Here is a 22,528-nt window from a genome sequence, read left to right as displayed (position 1 = left end):
TTTGATTCACGCAATTTACCAGGACGTTCTACAACCAGGACCACCCTGCGGCCGGCCGCCCACGGCCTTCTGCCACTGCACCGGATTTGGACAATGCAGGGTTGCGGGCCAGCATCCGGCCCAGGTTGGAAGAGTCCGGTTCGGTGCGTCCGGCGGCGGCCGCCAGGCTCCGGCTCATCCGTGCGGCGTGGGCCGTGGTGAAGTGCTTCCCCAGCAGCGCCTTGGTCAGTCCCGCGTCCACCCAGAGCGCGTCCAGCACGGTGCCGGCGGTGCGGCGGATGATGGTGTCGTGGTCAAAGGGCAGCCCGGATACCCGTTCCACCGGGGTGACCTTCACCGCGGTTTCATTGAGCCGGGCGTCCGGATGCAGGACAACGGTGTGGACAATCGAGATGGTCGGCCCGCGCGGATCCCGGTCCGGGTTGTCGTAGACGCCCGCCGTGTCGAGGTGCTGCACTTGGTCCTCCCCTACTCCGGTCTTGACCGTCAGCGCGCGCAGTGCGGCCTCGGCCAGCCGTTCGGAGGGAAGCAGGAGAACGCCGGGGAGCGCCTGCGCGCCGGCGAAGGGTTCGTTGACCCGCTCCGCGGTGACCAGGCACAGTCCCCCGTCCCTCACGATGAAGGGCACGGTATCGATCGAGACGAGGGGCTGCAGCCTTTCGGAACTCATGAGGCAATGTTACCGAGCACTGCACGGACGTCCGCGAAGGATTGGCGGCGGAGGAACTCGCCGTTGGCCCAGACGGGCTGCAGCAGGGATGCCTCTTCCTGCTCGGGGGTGGCCTTCTCGATGAGGACCAGTTCGCCGTCGTCGTTCCGGGTGACGGCCAGGCGGCCGGTGGCCGAACGCTTGGAACCGAAGCCCTTGGCAGTGATCGGATCCTTGAACACGTTGCGGGGCTGGCCGTTGACCTCGATGTAGGTGACCTTGATGGCCGAGGAGAACGTGTCCCGGGTGACGTACTGGTAGGTGAACGAACCGGCGCCGAGCACGACATTCTCCGAGGCGTAGCCCGCTTTCTCCAGCCGTGCAGTGATGTCCGCGGCACGCTCGGGGGTGATGGAGTCGCCGTACATAACGCGCACGTTGTTCAGGACCTTGTAGCCGGCGTCGTTTCGGGTGGAGCCGAACTCGGCCTCCAGGAGGGCGACGACGCCGAAGTAGGCCGGGTCCTCTGCCATCGATGGTGCCGTGTCGGGGACGACGGCGCCGGGGCGGGTGGAGGTGCCGCAGACGATGTCGGCCGGGTCTCCGGAGTCCGGACGGATGACGACGTTGCCGTCCCGCGCGGTGATGATGTCCTTGAGCCCGGGCAGGATGCCCTGCAGTACGTGCCACAGGTCGTACCCGTCGGAGACCAGGGAGATGTTGCCGGTGGGGTTGACCTCCAGGATGTGGCGGAAGGTTTCCGCTTCTCCGTCCTGGCCGCCGGCGCACATCACGGCGTGCTCGCTGGCGGGGATGGAGCCGAGGATCTGGCCGTTGTCCGTGCCGAAGGAGGAGTTGTAGTAGCGGCGGATGAAGTCGGCCGAACCGAGGGAGTCCGAGCCCTTGAAGGAGAGCAGGTGGCCGGCGCCGGAAGCGGCGGCAGCTTCGACACCGGGCATGCCCCGGAAGGAGAAGTCGTGGAGCTGCCAGTCCACATAGCCGGCGTCCGTGCCGGTCTTCGCGGCGGCGGTGTCGAGGATGCCGCGGTACTTGTCGGCAATGGTCGCCGCGGTGGAGGGCTGCCAGATGGAGGCGCTGAGCGCCGTCTCGATGTAGTTGACCAGCCAGAAGAACTCCGGCTCGGTGGATTCGACGGTGACCGAGGGGACCTGCAGGGGCACCCGGGTTCCCTCGGGCACGGCACGGAAGATCAGCGGCAGGTAGCCGCGGCGGTGCAGGGACCGGATGTGGTCGGTGCCTACGGTGTTGGGGCCGAGGATGTCGTTGAGGCCGGCCTGGTATTCGGCCACGGCGTCGTCTTCATCGGCGGCGAAGAACGGGGCGAAGGCTTCAATGCAGAACTTCTGCAGGAAGGCCTGCAGGCCGAAGTGCACCACGTGGTCCACGCCCTCGATCCGGGAGCCGCGGTTGGTGAAGTTGGAGAGAACCTTTGTGGTGCCCCGGGGGTACATGTGGATGTGGCCGAGCTTGTACGCGTCCGTCTGGAACAGGGCTGCGGTGATGCTGGCGGTGGTCAGGGCGATCGGTGCTGCTGTCGTGGTCATGGCCGGTTCCTTAGATGAGGTGGGAGATCAGGGGCGTGATGGAAGCGGCGACTGCCGGGTTGGCGGCGCCGGGGTGTGAATCCGTGGTGTAGATGGAGCCGTAGGCCTGCCGCAGCTGGGCTGCCTTGCCGGAGAACACTCCGTGGCTGACCCATAGGTCCAGGCGGTCCGGCCCGAGCCCCGTGGCGGCTGCCAGGCCCATGAAGGTTCCGCCGCCGTCGCAGATGTCGTCGACCACCAGGAAGCGTCCGTCGTCGGGCAGTTCCTCGCAGGTGAACCCGGACAGCTTGCCGGTGGCAAAGTCCCGGTGCTTCTCGGCGGAGTAGAGCGGAAGTCCGAGGGCTGCGGCGGCTCGGGCGGTGCGTTCCTTCGCCCCGGCGTCCGGGCAGATGACGCCGGCATACTCCCCCGCCTTGTTCCGCAGGACCTGGGCGATGACGGCGGAGGAATCCACGACGCGCAGGTTGCGGACCAGGGCCGGCATGACGGGCGAGTGCGGGTCGAAGCAGACCACTTCGTCGGCGTTCATGGCGTTGATGAGGTTGGCGTAGACCTTGGCACCGAAGGGGTTGCCGCGGTCCTGGCGGGCTCCGGGCAGGTACGGAATGAGGGCCTGGACCTTGTGGCCGCCCTGGTGGGCGTAGTCGATCCACATGGCTGCGGTTATGTACTCGTTGGCGTCGGCGCCGGTCAGATAGAAGTACAGCGGGGTTTCCTCCGGGCTGCCTGCGACCTTGAGGTGGGCCTCCCCGGCAGGGAAGGACATCGGCGTCGCTGCCGAGTGGACGGTGTATCCCTGCGGGACTGTGGCGTATGCGGTGAACATGCTGCCAGCCTACACCGCTTTTTCGTCAATGGACGTTTATTGGTGCAATAAACGTACTGTTACGAATAATGAACAATGGGTGCGGGCTACCCGGTCGCTGGGCTGACGAAACGGCCGCCCAACTCCTCGGCGAGAGCGGCGGTTTGGTCCGGCCCCGGCATCTGCCCCTCACGGCCCGGCAGGACCAGCACGTGCCAGTTGCTGCCTTCGGCGAAGTACGGGAGCGGGTTTTCGGCGGCGTTCAGCAGTTCGGACGCCTTGGTCCGGTCCGCCTCGTTCTCGTAGCGGACTATTTCGACGGTGTCGGTGCACATCCGATACTCGGGAAGATATCCGTCTATCTGCATCGTGACAGGCTCCGCTGTGGTGCCGGGGTCGCAGTCCAGGACGCCGACGACGGCGTCGTACACTTCGTTGACCGACCCGAAAGAGGAAAGAGTTCCCTCGACGGTGCGGCCGGCCGGAGCGGCCTGCTCGTCCGCGCTCGACGACCCGGCGTCCGTGCAGGCAGAAAGCAGCAGCACCGTCGCTGCTGCGGCTGCGAGTTCCTTTACTTTGCGCATTGGCGTCCACCCCGTCGTTTTGGTGGGGACATCATTGCACAGGCCTGCCAATCACGTGCCGATGTCCCTCCGGGTAAGCGCGAAGGCAGCGAGCAGCACCAGCAGCGCACTTGTTCCATACAGTGCACCGAGCCCGGCCCAATCGGCCCCGTTGCCGAGCGGGCTGCCGCCGAAGGCCCAGTGATAGGGCGTCCAGGAGTGAAGGTAGTCCAGGTCCGGATTCTGGTTGGCCACCGCATTGAGAGCGTACCCGCCGACGGCGACCGCAACGGCCGCGGTGAGCGCCCAGACGCGGCGGCCGGTAAAGGCTCCCGCAGCAAGGGCGACGGACGCAGTCAGCAGCGCCAGTCCGATGAGCGCCGCACACCCGGCCCAGACATGGGAAGGAATGAGACCGAGTTGTGCGGGGCGGTTGAAAACCAGCACGGCCAGGCCCGCGAAAAGGCCGAGCAGCAGCAGACGGGCAGCAATGGCGGCGCTGCGCTCCAGCACGAGCTGGACCCGGCCGACCGCGTGGGCCAGCACGAGTTCCAGCGTCCCGCTCTCCTCGTCGCCGGCAATCGCCCGGGTTCCCCAGGAAATGGCGGCGATGGTGAAGAGGGCGAACCCGATGAGGCCGAAGAACGTCGACTGGGTATAACCGGCGCCGGTGGTCAGCTCGTCATAGCCCAGTGCGGATATGAGTTCGGGCGGCAGGCTCTGCAGGAGATCCTGGAAAGCCTGACCGGCCAGGGATGGATAGAGGGGCAGGTACAGACTCAGGACAGCCAGGATACCCGCCGCCCATCCCAGAAGCGGACGCCATGACGCGGCGAGTGAACGGGTGAACAAGGGGAGGCGGCTCATTCGGCGGCACCGCCGTCGTCCGGTCCGGCGGCGTTCTCCGGCCCATAAAACCGCAGTACGGCTTCCTCGAGGTCGGGCTCCTGAACCACCAGGTCGAGGAGGTGATGTCCCGCCAGGGCCGTGATCAGGTCCGGCATGTCACCCTTGAACCGGCCATGGATTGAGGTTGGGTCCCGGGGGTCCGGGTCAGCGGGTACCTGCAGCAGCTCGAATCCGGGCACCTGCCGAAGGCGTTCAACCAAGGCAGGTGCCTCTGCTGCGGTGATTCCAATCCGCACGCGGCGACCGGCTGAAGCCCGGATATCCGCGGTGCTGGCAGCGGACACCACTGTCCCCTTCCGGAGGATGGCCACAGTGTCAGCTGCCTCCTCAATCTCGCTGAGAACGTGCGAGCTGAGCAGCACCGTCTGGCCGTTGCTGCTCGCTTCCCTCACCAGCGCCAGGAACTCCTGCTGGACCAACGGGTCCAATCCGCTGGTTGGTTCGTCAAGGATGAGCAGTGGCGGTTGATGCATAAACGCCTGAATGAGTCCCAGTTTCTGCCGGTTTCCCTTGGACAGGGCACGCACCGGGCGGCCGAGGTCCAGATCGAGCCGCTCCGCCAGCGCCGGAACGGTCCCCGGATCCACGTGTCCACTGATGTGCGAGAAAAAGCGAAGGAGTTCACGTCCGCTGACCCTGTCCGCCAGGGCCGGATCTCCCGGCAGGAAGCCGATGCGACGACGCAGGGCCGACCCTCCGCTGCGGGGATCAACACCGAGGACGGTTACCTCCCCGGAGCTGGGACGCAGCAGGTCCAGCAGCAGGCGCATCAATGTGGTCTTGCCGGCGCCGTTGGGACCGATGACCCCGAAGATGCTTCCCGTGGGAACCTCCAGATCGATGCCTTTCAGCGCTTCAACGCGTCCGAAGTTCTTATGCAACCCGCGGGTGCGGACGACGGCGACGCCAGAGCCAGATTCCATGCGGTCAGGCTACGCGCCTGCAGCGGGTGTCGGGTAGGCGGCGGCACCGGTCGCCGGGGCGGGCCAGGAGGCAACGCAGGATCCATGCTTGAACCATTGACAAATTCAATAATAGTTGGTCAACTGTGACGCACGCCACAACCTTAGCTGAGTCGTCCGGCAATAGGCGACACATTTGTAATCGTTCGATCAGGAAAGTGTCGCTTAGTTCCCCCCTTGATGGGCAATGCCGGCCAGCAACGGGCGAAACTTCCAGACGCAATCAGAGGAGTCAGAGCTGACTATGAACCAAAACACCAAGGCCTTTGCCGCCCTAGCCGTCGCCAGTCTCCTGCTCAGTGCCTGCGGAGCCAGCCCCAACGCCAGACCCGCCGGCAACAACAACTCAGACGGTGCTTCCAGCGATGCACCGCAGTCGCTCGTTTTCGCGGTTGTACCCACCGATGACAGCAAAGAGCTCGAGGACAGCTTCAAACCAATCGTTGCGGCAATCGAAAAGGAAACCGGGCTCCCCACCAGCATCGAGGCCGTGAGCAGCAATGCCGGGGTCATCGAAGCGCAGGCTGCGGAGCGCGTAGACGTGGCCACCTATGGAGCATTCTCCTACTACCTTGCCCAGAATGTCGCGGACGTCACGCCGGTTGCCATGGACCAGCGGACTCCGGCAGCCGGATCCGGTGCAGTCCAATCCCTGGGCGTCGTCGCTGCCGGTTCGGACATCAAAACGCTTGAGGATGTCCAGGGGAAGGACGTCTGTTTCACCGATCCTGCGTCCAGCACCGGCTATCTGGCTGCAGCAGCAGGATTGATAAGCATCGGCTTGGATCCCAAGAGCGACATTAATCCGATTTTCGCAGGTTCCCATGACGTTGCAGTGACGCAGATGCTTGCCGGTGACTGCGATGTCGCTTTTGTTGCCGGCACTTTCATCACGGACATTCTTCCGGCTCGAGGAGTAATTAAGGACGGAGACGTCGAGACCCTGTGGACCTCCCCGGATATTCCAGGAACTCCCATGGTTATCGGCAACTGGCTGCCGGAAGATCTGCGCACCAAAATCAGCAATGCGGTGCTCAAATACAATGCCGTAACCGCCGCTGAAGCGGGTCTTTGCCCCGACGACCAACGCGAGGCGCAGCCGTCGTGGGGCGAGGAGTATGCCGGCAAGATGGCCTGTGAATGGGGCGGTACCGGGGCCTTCGCCTTTGAACCTGCCACCGATGAGGACTTCGCGACCATCCGTGAAATCTGCGAAACCACCCAGGCAGAAGTCTGCCGGAACGAATAGCCGGTAAGGAAGAAGCAATGCCTGCTCCCCTGCCCCCGCCTGAGTCAGGACATCACACCGTGGCCCCCCAGTCCCCGAACGACACCAACACCGCCCCCAGTCTGCTCCTCACGGATCTAAGCATGAGCTTCGGGGCCAAGACCGTCCTCCGAGAGGTAAACCTGGATGTGCATCCGGGGCAGTTTGTCGCCCTCGTCGGACCCTCCGGCGCCGGCAAGTCCACGCTTCTCCGGCTGATCAACGGCAGCCATAGCCCCACCGGGGGCAGTGTGACCGTCTTAGGCGTAAACCCGGCCACGTGCGGCCGAAAGAACCTGCGGAAGCTGCGGACGCGCGTCGGCTTTGTTTTTCAGCAATTCGGCTTGGTGGGCCGCCTCAGCGCAATGGAAAACGTGCTGATGGGGGCTTTGGGATCGCTCAAGATGCCCCGCTACGGGATTTCAACCTATCCCCGGCCGCTGCGGGAGAAAGCAGTAGCGAACCTGGAACGGGTTGGCTTGGCCGATCAGAGGTTCCAACGCTGTGACACGCTTTCGGGCGGGCAGCAGCAGCGGGTAGCCATAGCGCGGACACTGATGCAGGATGCCCGCATTGTCCTCGCCGACGAGCCGGTGGCGTCGCTGGACCCCAGTGCCAGCCTCTCGGTCCTGAACACCCTGAAGAAGGTCAGTGCAGAGGACGGATTTACGGTTATTTGTTCCCTGCATCAGGTTGACCTCGCCCTGCAGGTATCAGACCGGGTGGTGGCGGTCCGTGACGGCTCCCTCATCCTCGACACCCCCACCCCGGCTACCTCGGAGGCTGCTGTCCGCGCCATTTACGAGAAGGCGAAAGGCCGCACTGCATGAGTGCCTCCACGGACAGTATCGACGAAGCCGGCCGGGCAGTGGCGGGGGCGGAACGGCAGTTCGACCCCGGGAGCAACGGCACACCGAAGCCAACCCCCGGCGGGCGACCGCGCGTATCCGCAGCGACGCTCGGCATTCCGCTGGCTTACCTCGCTGTGACGGTCTTCGGCATCTGGTGGATCGACATCCGCCCTGCCGCGGTGGCCGCTGGACTCGGGGACATCGGCCGGCTGCTTCAAAGGATGGTTCCTCCCACCACGGGTCCCGTACCGGCTCTCCTGACCCTGCTGCTTGAAACACTTTGGATCGCCCTGGCTGGAACGGGGCTGGCGGCAATCGCGTCGGTTTTCCTGGCAGCGGCGGCATCACGGCACTTCACTGGCCCTCGGGCAGTCCGGTGGTTTGCCCAAGGCATCATTATCGTCACCAGAGCCGTCCCGTCACTGATCTTTGCCATCCTCTTCGTCCGTATTTTCGGTCTGGGACCGCTCGCCGGCGCACTGGCCATCGCGTTCCATTCCGTCGGCATGATCGGAAAGATGATGTCCGACGTCTTTGAAGAACAAACTCCGGCTCCGCATGAAGCAATTGCCGCCGTCGGCGCGAACCGCATGCAGAACTTTGTTTCCACCACGCTGACACGAGCCCTGCCGGCCGCTGCATCGCTAGTGATTTACCGCCTGGACATCAATGTCCGTGCCTCTGCCGTACTCGGGCTGGTCGGGGCCGGCGGTATCGGTGTTGCGCTGCAGACTGCCATCGGGTCCCTGAATTACCGCAGGGCAGCGGGCATCATCCTGGCCATCGTCGTCCTCCTCCTGATCCTTGAACTGATTGCCTACCTCGTTCAGCGTGCGGTGGCCGAGCACGCAGATGAACACACCGAGTCCCGGCTCTTTGCAGCCGGCAAAACAGCGGCCACGCCGGGATGGAACCGGTCAAGGCTGCTGCGCACCGGCGCCGGCGCGGCGGCCGCCTGCCTTTTCCTCTTCTCGCTGGGTCAGCTTTCCGTGAATCCTGCCCGGTTGGGACAGGCCTGGGGCAACGCCACTGCCCTACTCGCCGGTTTTGTCCCTCCCGTATTCACCCAGGACATCCTGCTTGGGATCTTCGAAAGCGTCATCATGGCGTTCACTGCCACGTTTTTCGGAGTGCTGATCGGCCTCGTTATCGCCGTACTGTCCACCCGGCATTTGGTGCGCTTCGCCCCGCTGGCATTTGCATTGCGCGGCCTGGTGGTTTTCGTCCGGGGCATCCCCGACATTATCTACGCCCTGATTTTCGTTGCCGCTTTGGGACTTGGACCGTTCGCCGGTTTCCTGGCTCTGACGATCTCCTGCACGGCTTTGGCGTCCAAGTTCTTCACGGATTCCCTGCATAACGTTGACCCTGCACCGCTAAGGGCCCTTGAGGCGACGGGAGCGAACCGGGTTCAGGTGTTCGTCAGCGGGGTCTGGCCGCAGTTTGTTCCCAGTTTCATTGGAAACAGCCTCTTTACTTCGGACCTGGCCCTGCGCGAGTCAGCCGTGCTGGGAATCGTTGGTGCCGGTGGCGTGGGTTTCCTGCTGGACGAATCCGTGGCGACCCTGCACTACCAGCAGACAGCCGGCATCCTTATCGGCCTCATTGTTGTGGTCATCGCTCTTGAATCGGTGGCCCGCTGGGCCCGCAGAAAGGTTATCTAATGTCCCCATGCCCTTATGGCAACGCTTCGCCGGCCTCGGCCGGCGCCCCCGCATCCGGGGGACGCGCCGCGGAGTGGTCTCCCGCCATGGACGAGACGTTCGGCAGTGCCCACCAGGATTACGCAGAGCTGCGCCGAAGCAATCCCTTCCCGTGGAGCGATGACTTCGGCGGCTTCTGGTCGGCAACAACCTACGAGGATATTGTCCGCATTACGCAGGACGATGAACTTTTCATCACCTCCGTGCAGAACGTGGTTCCTCATGTCCCCAGATCCTCCCGCAGGCCTCCCCTGCATTTCGATCCGCCGGAACACACCGCTTACCGTGAAGCAATTGACCCCGTCCTGCGCCGTTCAGTGGTCCGGGAGCACGAAGAAGCCTTTCGAGCGAGTGCACGGGAGCTGGTGCAGTCGCTCTTCCTCAGCGACGACGCCGACGGCGTCCGGGATTTTGCAGCCCCCTATGTCATGGACTGCTTCGCCGCTTTCCTGGCCGTGCCGGCCTCCCTCGCCCGGCGTATCCGGGACATCGGAGTCCGATACTCCTTCGCCATCCAGGACATGGATGACGACGTCATCGGGCAATGCAGTACTGAGCTCTACACGATAGCGGAGCAGGTGTACCGGGAGCGGGTGGAAGCCGGCGCCGACCCAGAGCGGGACCTCGTCTCCAGTCTTCACCAGGCTGCCCTGAATCCGGAGAACCATATCAGCGAGCGGACAGCAATAGCCACGATCCGGCAGATGATCGTAGCCGGCATGGGCGCACCACAGGCCGTTCTCGGCAGCTGTCTGGTGCATCTTGCACAGGACCAGGTCCTTCAGCAGCATCTGCGGGAGCACCCGGAAGACCTTGCTCCTGCCATAGAAGAGTTCCTCCGGCTCCACGCCCCCTACCGGGTCTTCGCGAGAACAGCCAGCCGAGACACGGAAGTCCACGGGCGGCCGGTCCGCGAAGGCGAGCCCATTGCCCTCATTTTCCCGTCCGGGAACAGGGATGAAGGGGTCTTTGCGAGTCCGGACGATTTTGTGCTGCGGAGACCGAACAACTCGCATTTGGCCTTTGGGCGCGGTGCGCACAAGTGTCCCGCGGCAACCATGGGACGGCTGGAACTGCTCATCGCATTGGAGGTGCTTCTCGAACACACGGAGGCCTTTGAACTGGCGGGTGATGTCGTGATGATGAACTGGCTGGAGTACGGACCCCGAGCCGTCCCGCTTCGACTGCGGGTCACACCGGACACGGGCAACGCCGACGCTTCCAGCGGGCCGGGCGAATGACAGAATCGTCCCATGCCCACGTCCACATCCGTGCCGGTTCTTCCACGCTTCCAGAACGGCGCCCGTTCGCAGCAGCTACTGACGGTCCTGTTGGGAGATTACTGGCACGCACGGAAAGAGCCCATCCCCTCGGCTGCGCTTGTCGAGTTGCTCCAGGTCTTCGGGATTACAGCAACAGGCGGACGAGCGGCGATTCAACGCCTGGCCCAGAGAGGGTTCCTGACCGGAACGAAGGCAGGACGCCAGACGGCATATGGGGTGTCACCCATGAGCCGCGAACGCATCAATTACCACGTCCGTGCCCTCTTCATGGGCCACGTCGCCCAGCCGTGGGACGGCACATGGACGCTGGTGGGATACTCGCTTCCGGAGGACGCCAGGGGTACGCGGCGGCTGCTGCGCGACCAGTTGCGCCAGCTTCACTTTGGAAATCTCTACGACGCACTATGGATCAGGCCCGGCAACCAGCTCGAATCCGTCGTCGAGCTCCAGGCGAACCTGGGAGCACAGCTGAACCAGGGCCACCTGACTGTTTTTACCGAAGCGAAGCTGCCCGAGGGCACGGGGCTGGACGCGATACACGCTGCCTTCGGCCTCCCGGAGCTGGCCGCGGACTACGCCGCTTTCATCGATCGGTGGGAGCCTTTCGCCCAGAAGCTGGAGCAGGGACCGGAAGCAGTGCTGGGGTTGCCGCCGGGTTCATCGGAACGGTCAGGGGACGAGGCCCTCCGGTTGCGGACCTCCCTGATGGCGGATTGGCGCACCCTCCGCAGGCAGGATCCCCACCTGCCTCATGAACTGCTGGGGGCCGGTTTTCCCCTGCACCGGGCCGTTGCTGCCTGCGCCGCCCTCTATGACAGCCTTGGTCCAGCGGCCGAGGCAGGTGTTCGCCGGATACTTCGTGTACACGACGAGCAGTTGGCTGAGCGGATCACGCACCATACGTTCGCTGCATCGGCTTCCCTTCTCTCGGAGGACTGATTCCCGGTCTATGCCCTGCGGTGCCGCCGTCCTCCCGTTATGCATCTCCATTGCCGCGCGCTGAACAGACGTGCTACTGGAAGGACGAACATGCCATACCGCACCCCAACCTCCCATTCCGCCCGACGCCCCGGCGCTGTCATAGCCGCCGGCGTCGCGTGCGCCCTCTGCCTTATCCCGGCGTCGACGGCCACCGCCTCGCCGAACCCAGCGACATCCCCGGCGGCCGCCGCCGGGACCGCCGAATTCCGCGGCGACTTGCCCCAGGGTGGCCGCTACGTCCTGTATGCACCAACCCACTGGAACGGCACCGCGCTGATCTGGAATCCCGGCTACGGTGGCGGTGCCGGTGCTGAACCCGCAGCCGCTCCGTCTGACGAGCTTCGGCGCTGGCTTCTGGACCAGGGGTATGCCCTCGCGGGAACCACCGCGGCGACGGGTGGATGGGCAGTAGAGGAGTTGATCGCCAACCAACCCGCAGTCGCTGCCGTGATAGAGGAGAATATGGGGGAACCCGGATCCGTCATCGCCTGGGGCGCATCCATGGGCGGACTCACGTCCGTGGCCAGTATGGAGGCCTATCCCGCAGAGGTTGATGCAGCACTGCCGCTGTGCGGATCCGTTGCCGGTGCGGTGCCTATGCTCAACGGCAGCCTCGACGGCGCCTTCATCCTGAAGATGCTCCTCGCCCCCGACGACCCACGCCTGGAACTCGTGAACGTCACTGATGAGCAAACGCGGCAGGCAGCCTTCCGCCAAGTGCTGGACGAAGCGCAGGCTACACCGGCTGGCCGGGCCAGAATCGCTTTGGCGGCCGCCGTCGCACAGATTCCGGGGTGGACCCAGCCGGAGGATCCGCGGCCGTCACCAAAGGACTATGCCGCTCAACAGCAGCAGATGTACTCAGCCTTTATGTTCGGCGTCATCTCTCCCCGGCAGCCGCTTGAAGGACGGGCGGGCGGAAACTTCTCCTGGAACACCGGGGTCGACTATGCCGGGTCACTGATTCATTCGGGGAACTCCAAGCTGGTCCGCGACCTCTATTCCCAGGCCGGCATCTCCCTGAAAGAAGACCTCAAGACCCTGGCGGCCAGTGACCGGATTACCGCCGATCCCGGCGCATTGGCCTACATGCAGGCCAACGCCACCCCTAGGGGAGAGCTTTCCGGACCGGTGCTGTCCCTCCATGAGACCGGGGATACGGCACCCACCGTTACGCAGGCGGGAACATATGCGTCCCGTGTCAGGGCCAATGGCGACAATCGGTTGCTCCGACAGGCCTTCGTCGACCGGCCGGGGCACTGCAATTACGCCGACTCGGAAGTTGCCGCCGCCGTCACTAGTCTCCAGCGCCGGCTCGAGACCGGAAGGTGGGCGAATGTGGCGCATCCAGCGGCACTTAACCGGCTGGCAGACACCATAGCGGAAGAGTCCGGTCTGGAGCGGGGCGGCACTTTTGCCACCTTCAAGCCCGATGAGATGCTGCGCGGCGAGAGGGGGAACTAAACGGTTTTCCGGCGGTCCCGGTGGCAGCAATACGGCCCTCCATCCGAGCGTTGCTCGGACGGAGGGCCGTAGTTGTTCAGGTGGATCAGACGCCCACTAGAAGTCCCAGTCGTCGTCTTCCGTGTTCACGGCCTTGCCGATCACGTAGGAAGATCCGGAGCCGGAGAAGAAGTCGTGGTTCTCGTCGGCATTCGGGGACAGGGCCGAGAGGATCGCCGGGTTCACGTCCGTCAGGGTGGACGGGAACATGGCCTCGTAGCCCAGGTTCATCAGCGCCTTGTTGGCGTTGTAGTGCAGGAACTTCTTGACGTCCTCGGCCAGGCCGACGCCGTCGTACAGGTCATGCGTGTACTGGACTTCGTTTTCGTACAGCTCGAAGAGCAGCTCGTACGTGTAGTCCTTCAGTTCCTCGCGGCGCTCCACGGGAACCGTCTCCAGGCCGCGCTGGTACTTGTAGCCGATGTAGTAGCCGTGTACTGCCTCGTCACGGATGATCAGGCGGATCAGGTCGGCCGTGTTTGTGAGCTTGGCCCGCGAGGACCAGTACATCGGCAGGTAGAAGCCCGAGTAGAAGAGGAAGGACTCCAGCAGGGTGGAAGCCACCTTGCGCTTCAGGGGATCATCGCCGCGGTAGTAATCCGTGATGATCTGCGCCTTCTTCTGCAGGTTCGGGTTCTCCGTGGACCAGCGGAAGGCCTCGTCAATCTCCTTGGTGGAAGCCAGGGTGGAGAAGATCGAGGAGTAGCTCTTGGCGTGCACGGACTCCATGAACGCAATGTTCGTGTAGACCGCTTCCTCGTGCGGGGTGAGCGCATCGGGGATCAGCGAGACGGCACCGACGGTGGCCTGCATGGTGTCCAGCAGGGTCAGCCCGGTGAACACACGCATGGTGAGCTGCTGCTCATCCGGAGTCAGCGTGGCCCAGGACTGGACGTCGTTGGACAGCGGCACCTTCTCCGGCAGCCAGAAGTTGTTGACCAGACGGTTCCAGACCTCAACGTCCTTCTCATCCTGGATCCGGTTCCAGTTGATCGCCTGGACGCCGTCGATCAGCTTCAGCTTCTCGGTCATGAATAATTCCTTGTCTTCAAAAGTTCGGGGAAGGGAATGCAGTTCGGGCAGGCCTTACAGCATGCAGGAAACGCAGCCCTCAACCTCGGTGCCTTCCAGCGCGAGCTGGCGCAGGCGGATGTAGTAGATGGTCTTGATGCCCTTGCGCCAGGCGTAGATCTGCGCCTTGTTGATGTCGCGGGTGGTTGCGGTGTCCTTGAAGAACAGCGTCAGGGACAGGCCCTGGTCCACGTGCTGGGTTGCAGCGGCGTAGGTGTCGATGATCTTCTCGTAGCCGATCTCGTACGCATCCTGGTAGTACTCCAGGTTGTCGTTCGTCAGGTACGGAGCCGGGTAGTAAACGCGTCCCAGCTTGCCTTCCTTGCGGATCTCGATCTTCGACGCCACCGGGTGAATGGAGGAGGTGGAGTTGTTGATGTAGGAGATCGAGCCGGTGGGCGGCACGGCCTGCAGGTTCTGGTTGTAGATGCCGTGTTCCATGACCGAAGCCTTCAACGCCTCCCAGTCAGCCTGGGTGGGGATGTGCACGCCGTCGAACAGTTCGCGGACCCGCTGGGTCTGCGGTGCCCATTCCTGGTTGGTGTACTTGTCGAAGTACTCCCCCGTGGCGTACTTGGAGCGTTCGAAGCCGGCGAACTTGCGGCCGGTCTCGATGGCCAGCAGGTTCGACGCCCGCACGGCGTGGTAGACCACCGTGTAGAAGTAGATGTTCGTGAAGTCGATGCCTTCTTCGGAACCGTAATAGACCCGCTCGCGAGCCAGGTAGCCGTGCAGGTTCATCTGGCCCAGGCCGATGGCGTGCGACATGTCATTGCCCTTGGCAATGGACGGAACCGAACCGATGTGGCTCATGTCCGAAACGGCGGTCAGCGCGCGGATAGCCGTCTCGATGGTCCGGCCGAAGTCCGGCGAGTCCATGGTCTTGGCAATGTTCAGCGAGCCGAGGTTGCAGGAGATGTCCTTGCCGGTCTCGTCGTAGGACAGGTCATCGTTGTACGTGGTGGGCTGGGAAACCTGGAGGATTTCCGAGCACAGGTTGGACATGATGATCTTGCCGTCGATCGGGTTCTCCCGGTTCACCGTGTCCTCGAACATGATGTACGGGTAGCCGGACTCGAACTGGATCTCGGCGAGGGTCTGGAAGAACTCGCGGGCACGGATCTTGGTTTTCTTGATCCGGGAATCGTCCACCATCTCGTAGTACTTCTCGGTGACCGAGATGTCGGAGAACGGCATGCCGTAGACCTTCTCGACGTCGTACGGCGAGAACAGGTACATGTCCTCGTCGCGCTTGGCCAGGTCGAAGGTGATGTCCGGGACGACGACGCCGAGGGAGAGGGTCTTGATGCGGATCTTCTCGTCGGCGTTCTCACGCTTGGTGTCGAGGAACCGGTTGATGTCCGGGTGGTGGGCGTGCAGGTATACGGCACCGGCACCCTGGCGGGCACCGAGCTGGTTCGCGTAGGAGAAGCTGTCCTCAAGGAGCTTCATCACGGGGATGACGCCCGAGGACTGGTTCTCGATCTGCTTGATCGGCGCGCCGACCTCGCGGATGTTGGTCAGCGCAAAGGCGACGCCGCCGCCGCGCTTGGAGAGCTGCAGCGCGGAGTTGATGGAGCGGCCGATGGACTCCATGTTGTCTTCGATACGCAGCAGGAAGCAGGAGACGAGCTCGCCGCGCTGGGCCTTGCCGGCGTTGAGGAACGTGGGGGTGGCCGGCTGGAAGCGGCCCTCGATGATTTCGTCCACCATCTGCGTGGCGAGCTGCTCGTCGCCGCGTGCCAGGTGCAGGGCAACCATGCAGACACGGTCTTCGTAGCGCTCCAGGTAACGCTTGCCGTCGAAGGTCTTCAGCGTGTACGAGGTGTAGAACTTGAACGCGCCGAGGAAGGTTTCGAAGCGGAACTTCTTCTTGTAGGCGCGGGTGTACAGCTCCTTGATGAAGGTCATGGAGTACTGGTCGAGCGTTTCCGGCTCGTAGTAGTCGTTCTTGACCAGGTATTCCAGCTTCTCTTCCAGGTCATGGAAGAAGACCGTGTTGTTGTTAACGTGCTGGAGGAAGTACTGGCGCGCAGCAGCGCGGTCGGCGTCGAACTGGATCTCTCCGTTCTTGCCGTACAGGTTCAGCATGGCGTTGAGCTCGTGGTAGCCCAGGTCCTTGTAAGCCTCCGGGAGCTCCTTGGAGTCCGTCATGCCGGCTTCTGCGACTGATGTGTCCAAAACTTTTCCAATCCTTCGTTAACCTTGGCAACGTCCTCGGACGTGCCCATGAGTTCAAATCGATACAGCACGGGGACCTGGCACTTCACGGCGATGATGTCCGCCGCGAGGCAATAGGAGTCCCCGAAGTTTGTGTTGCCCGCCCCGATCACACCCCGGATCAAGGAGCGGTTGCGCTCGTTGTTCAGGAACTTGATGACCTGCTTGGGAACGGCGCCCCGGGCCACGGCCCCCGGCTGTGCTGCCGTTCCACCGTAGGTGGGAAGCAGCAGTACGTAGGGCCGGGTAGCCAGCAGTGTGGGCTGGGAGGTGTGGAGCGGGAGAGCCGCCGCGAAGATCCCGAGCTTTTCCACAAAGCGGCGGGTATACCCGGAGGCTGAGGAGAAGTAAATCAGGGAGGCGTCCGTTTCCGGTTGTCCATCCCCTGCGGATGCCGATGCCGGCGCAAAGCCGGCTTGGTCTGCCATCCCCAGTGCCATGGTTGCTGCGCTCCTGACGGGTGTTGCGCGGGTGGTGCGTGATGCGAGGTGCTGCGGCGGGAAGCCGGACGGGGCCCGGCGGTTCCCTAGGCTACGGAGGAAACCTGTGCCTGGGCCAGCTCTTCGATCTTGTCGGGCCGGAAGCCGGACCAGGAGTCCTGCTCGGTGACGACAACGGGTGCCTGCATGTAGCCCATGGCACGGACGCGCTCGAGGGCCTCGGGGTCCTGCGACATGTCCACGCTCTGGTACACAATGCCCTTCTTGTCGAGGGCACGGTAAGTGGCGTTGCACTGTACGCAGGCGGGCTTGGTGTAAACCGTAACGGTCATGGCGTGGTCTCCCCTAGTGAAGCGTGAAGTCTGTTCTGTGATGCTGGATGGTGCCTGATGAAGCCGGCGATACTGGACGTTCGTCGTGTTCAAAAAGTTGCTTGTGGAGCTTGGTGAAGCTCTCGAAGTCTGTTCCTAGATACTACATCCAGTTCCATGCCCAGACACTACATCTAGTGCGCCCCCCAAGGTGGAACCCCTACATGATGTATTACAAGTATGTCATTACACGGGGCCGCCGTCCACAGTTTGTGCACAGGGGATGCCGCGTAAATAGGCGGGATTCCCGCGGCCCGGCGGGGGTTCTCCACAGCCTGTGCAGAACGCGATGCACATGTGACGAGGCAGGCAAGATTCACGCGTGTCGCGTACCGTGGGCGTGTCGGGTCTAGTACCCGCCAACACTAGATATTGTGGTCGGCCCCGCAGGGGCGAGGAAGGAGGGGCAGGATGGTGAACCCCGTGCACCTGAAGACGCTGCTGGAGGTCCTCCGCACCGGGTCGTTTGCCGGAGCCGCCCTGCGGCTGGGCTACACGGCCTCGGCAGTGTCCCAGCAGATGTCCGCCCTGGAGAAGGACACCGGTGCGCGCCTGTTCGAGCGTTCCGCCCGCACCGCCTCCCCCACGGAAGCCGCCGTCGTTATGGCCCGGCACGCCGTCAAGGTGCTCACCGACATGGATGCCCTCCTGGCGGCAGCGGCCCGTCCCGGACCGGGCAGCTCGGAGGTGCTCCGCCTGGGCATCTTCCCCAGCCTGGCCACCTTCGCCCTGCCGGAACTGCTGGCCTCGCCCCAGTGGCGGGATCTGGGAATTGACCTGCTGCTTTCCGTCGCCGAACCCGCACAGACCATCCAGGGCCTGCGCACGGGAGGGAACCTCGACGTCGCACTGGTGTACCAGGTGGGCCAGGGCGGACTGGCCTGGCCGTCCTCCATCAGCCGCCGCTGGCTGGGCGACGATAATTTCCGTGTGGTGCTGCCCGAGTCCTGGGGCATCCAAAGCGGTGCCGAGGTCTCGGCCGAGCAGCTGGCGGGGATGCCCTGGATCATGCATCATCCAGGTACCCCCGATGCCCTGGTGATTGAGCGGCTCTTCGCCAGCTGCAGCCTCCACCCGCAGGTGGCCGCATACTGCGATGACTTCAACGCCAGCCTGGCCATGGCTTCCGCGGGCCTTGGCGCGGCGCTGGTGCCGGAACTGGCGATGCTGAACCGGCCGGCCGGCACAGTGGTGCTGGATGTCCCCGAAATCCGGCTGGCACGCAGCATCTTTGCCCTGCTGATCCACGAACAAAACGTCCAGGTCCGGCTGTTCCTGGACCGGCTGGCCGATGTGCTGGGCCGCCGGAGCATAGTGCCGCTCCCCACATCCGGTGCCCGGCAGGGCTGAAAAGTCGTTTCCTGAGTTGGGCCCGGGCCATACTCGAAACATGACCACTGGCGAAAAAACCATCCCCAAACGGTCATTGAGTGCCGTTACCAACCGGGTAACCGGAGTCCTGCGCGTCACCCGCTTCCAGCTCGCCTTCAAGGCCACCCTCGCTGTCGGCATAGCCTGGACACTTGCCCCGCATGTGCCGGGGGTGGCTTCGCAGTACCCGTATTACGCTCCGCTGGGCGCCATTGTCAGCATGTACCCCACCGTCTCCGGTTCCTTCCGCACCGGCATGGAAACCCTCGCGGGCCTGGTGACCGGCATGCTTTTGGCGCTGGGGGCCCTGCTGATCGGCACCCCGAATGTCTGGACCATATCCGTGATCGTCGGCATTGGCGTGCTGCTCGGCGGGTTGTCCTTCCTGGGCGCGTCCGGCCGGGAATACGTGCCGATGGCTGCGCTGTTCGTGCTGCTCCTGGGCGGTGATGATCCGGACGGCTACTCGTTCGGCTACGGCGTGCAGATGCTGGTCGGCGTTATTGTCGGGCTGGCCGTAAACGCCCTCGTCTTCCCGCCCCTGCACCTGAACGGCGCCGTCAACGGGCTGGTGACGCTGCGGAAATCGCTGGCGCGGCAGCTGCGGGACATGGGGACGGCGCTGGAGGAAACCTGGCCGCCCAAACACGAGGACTGGTCCCAGCGCGAGAGCGAACTGGATACCCTGACCAAGGAGGTCCGGGAAGCCGTGGAGCTGGCGGACACCAGCCGGCACGGAAACATCCGCAGCCGCAAGTACAGCCGTGATTTCACTGCCGACTACCGGGCGCTGCGGGCCATGGAACGTGCCACCCGGCATGTGAAGGATATGACCGAAGTCCTCACTGACGCCATCTGGCGGAATCCGCAGAACGTCGCTGTCCCGGCCGCCCTGACCGTACCGCTGGCCAAGGCAGTGAACGGCTGCGCCGAAGCGGTGGAGGCCTGGGATCCGGAAAGCGAGGAGCACTCCACGGCAACCGAGGCGCTCGTGGAGCTGGTGCGCCTGGTCAACACCTCAGGCTCGGCCGACAGCCCCGTGGACGCGACGGCGGCCCTGGCCATGGACCTGCGCCGCATCCTGCGGATCATCAACACGGAGTCCGACGGCGACGCATAGCCCCGCGCCTCCCTTTCCTGCCGTGCGGGCGGACCGTTAGACTCCCCCGCAGCAGAGACCGCAACCAGGCCGCGCCGCACCAAGGATGCCGCCGGACAAGGGACAGCGCCATGAAGATTGTTGTCACCACGCCCACGGGGCACGTTGGTTCCCGGGTCCTAAGGCTGCTCATCCAGGCAGGCGTCCGGCCGACGACCCTGCTGCGGGATGCCTCCCGGCTGGAGCCCGGACTCCGGCGGTTCTGCGACCTGGTGGAGGGCAACCAGGACGATGAGGACGCCGTCCTGCGTGCCACCTTCGGCGCAGATGCCCTGTACTGGGTGGATCCGCCCAGCGATGACGACGACCCGCTGGACGGCTATGAGCGGTTCGGGGAAACGGCCGCCGCAGCGGTGACCGCCAATGCCGTTCCGCGCGTGGTGTTCCAGAGCAGTGTGGGAGCCGAGGTCCGCAGCGGGTTCGGCGAAGTGGACGGGCTGGCCCGCACCGAAGTACTGCTGAACGGTACGGGCGCACACGTGCCGCACCTGCGCTGCGGCTATTTCTTCACCAACCTGCTCGCTGACCTGGACTCCGTGCGCGCCGGCGTGCTGATCAGTATCCTCCCGGTGGGCCACCGGATGCCGTGGGTCGATCCGCGGGACATTGGTGACGTCGCAGCCGCGCGGCTGCTCGCCACGGACTGGCACGGCCGGCACACCCTGGGAGTCCTCGGTCCGCAGGACCTGTCGCTCCGGGAGATAGCCGCAATTGTTGGTGCCGCCGTCGGCCGCCCGCTGGCCGCGGAGCAGATATCCGAGACGGAGTATGCCGGCATGCTGCGCGGTGCCGGACTAACGGAGGTCCGGATTGAGGGGATCCTGGGGATGTCCCGCGGGCAGCTGGACTTCACCCCGGAGGACCCGCGCAGCCTGATGACCTCCACCCCCACCTCCCTGGCGGCGTGGGCTTACGATGTCCTTCGCCCGGCCCTGAATTCGCACCGTTAAACCAAGGGAAAATACCCCCGGAAACACCGTTGTCGGAAATTAGTTTAATCACCGCTAAAAGCGCGGAATAGCGCGTGACCAGGGCACAGGGGCACCCCTGGAATGGGCCCGTAAAGGTTGACACTGTCCGGCGGAAAAGCAAGACTCCACATAGAAACACCATTTGAACTGCGTACCGCTAAGCACCATCCGTAGGGGTCAGCCGCCCGGAAATCCGGGTTAGACAACATGGAGGGCCTCCCCACTAAAAAGGGGGAACCAATGTTAGTGAAAGAGCGCAGAATCGCACTGCCGGCAATTGCCGCATTTACTTTTGGCGCTATGTTCCTGTCCGGCTGTTCGGCAGCCGAAACGGCAGAAACAGCGGAAGGTTCCGCTGCCCCGGAGACCCCGGTAACCCAGAGCCCGCGGGCCCCGTCCGGATCGGCCTTCCCGGTCTCGGCGCCGGACCCGGGTGCAGCTGTCCTCGTTACCCAGATGGAGGACGCGGACGGCGGCAGTTTCGCCGTCCATGGTCTCCGCAGTGGTGCCGAGGCCCTTACCTTCCACGCAAATTGTGCCCAGGCCAGCACCGTCACCGTTGACGTTGCGAACATCGGCCCTGTGACGTTCTCCTGTGGGCAGGAGGGCGCAACCACCACCGCGACGGTGGATGTGCGGCCCGCCGCAGGCATCATTGACGTGGCGGTGACCGGGGCGGAAGGCGTTCCCTGGGGAATGACGATCACTGAGGCAGAACTGCCCTAAAACGCCAAACGGCCCGTGCCCTGGGACCTCCCAGGGCACGAGCCGATTCTTGAAAGCGGGAACTACCCCTCGTCGGTAAGCAGCCCGAGCTCCGCGAGCTGACGGGCCATCCCGGCGCCGTCGGGCGCGTAGATCCAGGGGACGTCCACCGGGGTCTCCCCCGGCTTGCCCGTCCGTCCACCGGCCAGCACCGCTTCGCCGGCTGACAGCTGGCGGATGGCAATGGCCCGGACGTTCTCCGGGTGGCGTTGGGCGAAGTCGGCGTAGATTTCTTCGTCGTGCTGGCCGTTATCGCCGATCAGCAGCCACTTGATGTCCGGGAATTCCTGGGCCAGCCGTTCCAGCTGGCTGCGCTTGTGCGCCTGGCCGCTGCGGAACCAGCGGTCCGTGGTGGGACCCCAGTCGGTCAGCAGCAGCGGACCGGCCGGATACAGGTTGCGGGTAATGAACCGGGTCAGCGTAGCGGCGACGTTCCAGGCGCCGGTCGAGAGGTAGAGCACCGGGCCCACGGGGTTTTCCCGTGCCAGGCGGTCCATCATCACAGCCATTCCCGGCGTGGGCGTTCGGGCGTGCTCATCGAGGACAAAGGTGTTCCAGGCTGCCAGCATCGGCCGTGGAAGGGCGGTGACCATGATGGTGTCGTCAATGTCCGACACCACGCCCACCTCGGCTGCGGGATCCACCACGTAGACCGGCGCGGTGGTTTCCTCGCCGTCTTCGGAACGGAGCAGGACGGTGGTCCAGCCCGGAGCAAGATCCGCAGGAAGGACGGCGTCAACCACTCCCCCTCGGTCCGCGGTGACCACATGCTTCTGGTCGCCCACAACCACGGTGACCGTGGCTTTGTTGACCGGCGGGCTCATGAAGTTCCGCCAGCCGCGGATCCCGTCGGCGATCGCCTTGGACGCCATCGACTTTTCAGCGCCGTCGAAATAACCGGGCTTGGCCAGGATGACCCGGCCAAGTACGCGCACCCATTCCGTGGAGCCGTATCCGGTGAAGGGAAGGACTATCTGCACGTCCCCCCGCTTCCGGGCACGTTCATCGCGCCACGCATGCAGGGAATCCTCCATGCGCATGCCGAGGTGGGCCGCCGGGGTTTTGTCTGCCGGACGGTCTGCGGGGTTTTTTGTCATATTCCTAGTCTGTCAGATGCTT

The 22,528-nt window shown here is 64.2% G+C and carries 21 protein-coding genes; 10 read left to right on the top strand and 11 right to left on the bottom strand.

All coding sequences use genetic code 11. The annotated features are described in order from the left end of the window. Window positions 1-28 precede the first annotated feature (28 nt). From LJ760_RS13525 to LJ760_RS13500, 6 genes are all read right to left on the bottom strand, one after another. A complete protein-coding gene (locus LJ760_RS13525; RefSeq protein ID WP_227921140.1) occupies window positions 29-670 on the bottom strand; it encodes an NUDIX domain-containing protein in 642 nt (213 codons plus the stop codon). Beyond that, window positions 667-2,214, bottom strand: a complete 1,548-nt coding sequence (locus tag LJ760_RS13520) for a nicotinate phosphoribosyltransferase (protein WP_227921139.1) — start codon at window positions 2,212-2,214, stop codon at window positions 667-669. Before LJ760_RS13520 ends, LJ760_RS13525 begins: the two co-directional genes overlap by 4 nt. A 10-nt stretch (window positions 2,215-2,224) precedes the next feature. After that, the gene (locus LJ760_RS13515; RefSeq protein ID WP_227921138.1) at window positions 2,225-3,040 is read right to left on the bottom strand and encodes a ribose-phosphate pyrophosphokinase; all 816 of its coding nucleotides are present in this window, start codon (window positions 3,038-3,040) and stop codon (window positions 2,225-2,227) included. Window positions 3,041-3,126: 86 nt separating this feature from the next. Then, window positions 3,127-3,603 carry a hypothetical protein gene (locus LJ760_RS13510; RefSeq protein WP_227921136.1) on the bottom strand — a complete coding sequence of 159 codons (477 nt, stop codon included), beginning with the start codon at window positions 3,601-3,603 and terminating at the stop codon, window positions 3,127-3,129. Between the two features lie 51 nt (window positions 3,604-3,654). Next, window positions 3,655-4,449, bottom strand: coding sequence for an ABC transporter permease subunit (locus LJ760_RS13505; protein WP_227921134.1), 795 nt, complete (start codon window positions 4,447-4,449; stop codon window positions 3,655-3,657). Beyond that, window positions 4,446-5,414 carry an ABC transporter ATP-binding protein gene (locus LJ760_RS13500; protein ID WP_227921132.1) on the bottom strand — a complete coding sequence of 323 codons (969 nt, stop codon included), beginning with the start codon at window positions 5,412-5,414 and terminating at the stop codon, window positions 4,446-4,448. The genes LJ760_RS13505 and LJ760_RS13500 overlap by 4 nt, the downstream gene beginning before the upstream one ends. A gap of 283 nt (window positions 5,415-5,697) precedes the next feature. Here LJ760_RS13500 and LJ760_RS13495 point away from each other — a divergent pair, with 283 nt between their 5' ends. The 6 genes from LJ760_RS13495 to LJ760_RS13470 all read left to right on the top strand — a co-directional run bounded on the left by LJ760_RS13495 (window position 5,698) and on the right by LJ760_RS13470 (window position 13,002). Further along, window positions 5,698-6,702 (top strand): phosphate/phosphite/phosphonate ABC transporter substrate-binding protein, encoded by a 1,005-nt coding sequence (locus tag LJ760_RS13495; protein WP_227921130.1) that lies wholly within the window; start codon window positions 5,698-5,700, stop codon window positions 6,700-6,702. A gap of 59 nt (window positions 6,703-6,761) precedes the next feature. Then, window positions 6,762-7,550, top strand: a complete 789-nt coding sequence (gene phnC, locus LJ760_RS13490) for a phosphonate ABC transporter ATP-binding protein (protein WP_227921129.1) — start codon at window positions 6,762-6,764, stop codon at window positions 7,548-7,550. Beyond that, window positions 7,547-9,235, top strand: coding sequence for a phosphonate ABC transporter, permease protein PhnE (gene phnE / locus LJ760_RS13485; protein WP_227921128.1), 1,689 nt, complete (start codon window positions 7,547-7,549; stop codon window positions 9,233-9,235). The genes phnC and phnE overlap by 4 nt, the downstream gene beginning before the upstream one ends. Next, window positions 9,235-10,515 carry a cytochrome P450 gene (locus LJ760_RS13480; RefSeq protein ID WP_227921127.1) on the top strand — a complete coding sequence of 427 codons (1,281 nt, stop codon included), beginning with the start codon at window positions 9,235-9,237 and terminating at the stop codon, window positions 10,513-10,515. Before phnE ends, LJ760_RS13480 begins: the two co-directional genes overlap by 1 nt. A 12-nt stretch (window positions 10,516-10,527) precedes the next feature. After that, window positions 10,528-11,496, top strand: coding sequence for a PaaX family transcriptional regulator (locus LJ760_RS13475; protein WP_227921126.1), 969 nt, complete (start codon window positions 10,528-10,530; stop codon window positions 11,494-11,496). Between the two features lie 90 nt (window positions 11,497-11,586). Continuing rightward, entirely contained in the window at window positions 11,587-13,002 is a 1,416-nt protein-coding gene (locus tag LJ760_RS13470) for a hypothetical protein (protein ID WP_227921123.1), read from the top strand. A 96-nt stretch (window positions 13,003-13,098) separates the two neighbouring features. Here the strand turns inward: LJ760_RS13470 and nrdF are convergent, their stop codons facing one another. From nrdF to nrdH, 4 genes are all read right to left on the bottom strand, one after another. Further along, a complete protein-coding gene (gene nrdF, locus LJ760_RS13465; RefSeq protein WP_227921120.1) occupies window positions 13,099-14,073 on the bottom strand; it encodes a class 1b ribonucleoside-diphosphate reductase subunit beta in 975 nt (324 codons plus the stop codon). A gap of 54 nt (window positions 14,074-14,127) precedes the next feature. After that, window positions 14,128-16,266, bottom strand: a complete 2,139-nt coding sequence (nrdE, locus tag LJ760_RS13460; RefSeq protein WP_227922734.1) for a class 1b ribonucleoside-diphosphate reductase subunit alpha — start codon at window positions 16,264-16,266, stop codon at window positions 14,128-14,130. Next, the gene (nrdI, locus tag LJ760_RS13455; protein WP_227921118.1) at window positions 16,263-16,760 is read right to left on the bottom strand and encodes a class Ib ribonucleoside-diphosphate reductase assembly flavoprotein NrdI; all 498 of its coding nucleotides are present in this window, start codon (window positions 16,758-16,760) and stop codon (window positions 16,263-16,265) included. Before nrdI ends, nrdE begins: the two co-directional genes overlap by 4 nt. 98 nt (window positions 16,761-16,858) lie before the next feature. Beyond that, a complete protein-coding gene (gene nrdH, locus LJ760_RS13450; protein WP_146361766.1) occupies window positions 16,859-17,104 on the bottom strand; it encodes a glutaredoxin-like protein NrdH in 246 nt (81 codons plus the stop codon). Window positions 17,105-17,554: 450 nt separating this feature from the next. Between nrdH and LJ760_RS13445 the strand changes: the two genes are divergently transcribed. From LJ760_RS13445 to LJ760_RS13430, 4 genes are all read left to right on the top strand, one after another. Continuing rightward, entirely contained in the window at window positions 17,555-18,493 is a 939-nt protein-coding gene (locus tag LJ760_RS13445; protein WP_227921116.1) for a LysR family transcriptional regulator, read from the top strand. Window positions 18,494-18,533: 40 nt separating this feature from the next. After that, entirely contained in the window at window positions 18,534-19,634 is a 1,101-nt protein-coding gene (locus tag LJ760_RS13440; RefSeq protein ID WP_227921113.1) for an FUSC family protein, read from the top strand. Window positions 19,635-19,744: 110 nt separating this feature from the next. Then, a complete protein-coding gene (locus tag LJ760_RS13435; RefSeq protein ID WP_227921111.1) occupies window positions 19,745-20,623 on the top strand; it encodes an NmrA family NAD(P)-binding protein in 879 nt (292 codons plus the stop codon). Between the two features lie 321 nt (window positions 20,624-20,944). After that, on the top strand, window positions 20,945-21,370 hold the full coding sequence (locus LJ760_RS13430) for a hypothetical protein (protein ID WP_227921109.1): 426 nt from the start codon (window positions 20,945-20,947) through the stop codon (window positions 21,368-21,370). 62 nt (window positions 21,371-21,432) lie between these two features. Here LJ760_RS13430 and LJ760_RS13425 read toward each other — a convergent pair whose 3' ends face one another. After that, window positions 21,433-22,506, bottom strand: coding sequence for an App1 family protein (locus tag LJ760_RS13425; RefSeq protein WP_227921107.1), 1,074 nt, complete (start codon window positions 22,504-22,506; stop codon window positions 21,433-21,435). Between the last annotated feature and the right edge of the window lie 22 nt (window positions 22,507-22,528).

It is taken from the genome of Arthrobacter sp. zg-Y895, from assembly GCF_020731025.1.
In the GTDB taxonomy this organism is placed as follows: Bacteria; Actinomycetota; Actinomycetes; order Actinomycetales; family Micrococcaceae; genus Arthrobacter_B.
This window is presented reverse-complemented; position numbering and strand designations above follow the sequence as displayed.

Bases quoted from the DNA above. Each gene is read 5' to 3' on its own strand.
- LJ760_RS13525 (WP_227921140.1), bottom strand. From the start codon at position 670: ATGAGTTCCGAAAGGCTGCAGCCCCTCGTCTCGATCGATACCGTGCCC.
- LJ760_RS13520 (WP_227921139.1), bottom strand. From the start codon at position 2,214: ATGACCACGACAGCAGCACCGATCGCCCTGACCACCGCCAGCATCACC.
- LJ760_RS13515 (WP_227921138.1), bottom strand. From the start codon at position 3,040: ATGTTCACCGCATACGCCACAGTCCCGCAGGGATACACCGTCCACTCG.
- LJ760_RS13510 (WP_227921136.1), bottom strand. From the start codon at position 3,603: ATGCGCAAAGTAAAGGAACTCGCAGCCGCAGCAGCGACGGTGCTGCTG.
- LJ760_RS13505 (WP_227921134.1), bottom strand. From the start codon at position 4,449: ATGAGCCGCCTCCCCTTGTTCACCCGTTCACTCGCCGCGTCATGGCGT.
- LJ760_RS13500 (WP_227921132.1), bottom strand. From the start codon at position 5,414: ATGGAATCTGGCTCTGGCGTCGCCGTCGTCCGCACCCGCGGGTTGCAT.
- LJ760_RS13495 (WP_227921130.1), top strand. From the start codon at position 5,698: ATGAACCAAAACACCAAGGCCTTTGCCGCCCTAGCCGTCGCCAGTCTC.
- phnE (WP_227921128.1), top strand. From the start codon at position 7,547: ATGAGTGCCTCCACGGACAGTATCGACGAAGCCGGCCGGGCAGTGGCG.
- LJ760_RS13480 (WP_227921127.1), top strand. From the start codon at position 9,235: ATGTCCCCATGCCCTTATGGCAACGCTTCGCCGGCCTCGGCCGGCGCC.
- LJ760_RS13475 (WP_227921126.1), top strand. From the start codon at position 10,528: ATGCCCACGTCCACATCCGTGCCGGTTCTTCCACGCTTCCAGAACGGC.
- LJ760_RS13470 (WP_227921123.1), top strand. From the start codon at position 11,587: ATGCCATACCGCACCCCAACCTCCCATTCCGCCCGACGCCCCGGCGCT.
- nrdF (WP_227921120.1), bottom strand. From the start codon at position 14,073: ATGACCGAGAAGCTGAAGCTGATCGACGGCGTCCAGGCGATCAACTGG.
- nrdE (WP_227922734.1), bottom strand. From the start codon at position 16,266: ATGACGGACTCCAAGGAGCTCCCGGAGGCTTACAAGGACCTGGGCTAC.
- nrdI (WP_227921118.1), bottom strand. From the start codon at position 16,760: ATGGCAGACCAAGCCGGCTTTGCGCCGGCATCGGCATCCGCAGGGGAT.
- nrdH (WP_146361766.1), bottom strand. From the start codon at position 17,104: ATGACCGTTACGGTTTACACCAAGCCCGCCTGCGTACAGTGCAACGCC.
- LJ760_RS13445 (WP_227921116.1), top strand. From the start codon at position 17,555: ATGGTGAACCCCGTGCACCTGAAGACGCTGCTGGAGGTCCTCCGCACC.
- LJ760_RS13440 (WP_227921113.1), top strand. From the start codon at position 18,534: ATGACCACTGGCGAAAAAACCATCCCCAAACGGTCATTGAGTGCCGTT.
- LJ760_RS13435 (WP_227921111.1), top strand. From the start codon at position 19,745: ATGAAGATTGTTGTCACCACGCCCACGGGGCACGTTGGTTCCCGGGTC.
- LJ760_RS13430 (WP_227921109.1), top strand. From the start codon at position 20,945: ATGTTCCTGTCCGGCTGTTCGGCAGCCGAAACGGCAGAAACAGCGGAA.
- LJ760_RS13425 (WP_227921107.1), bottom strand. From the start codon at position 22,506: ATGACAAAAAACCCCGCAGACCGTCCGGCAGACAAAACCCCGGCGGCC.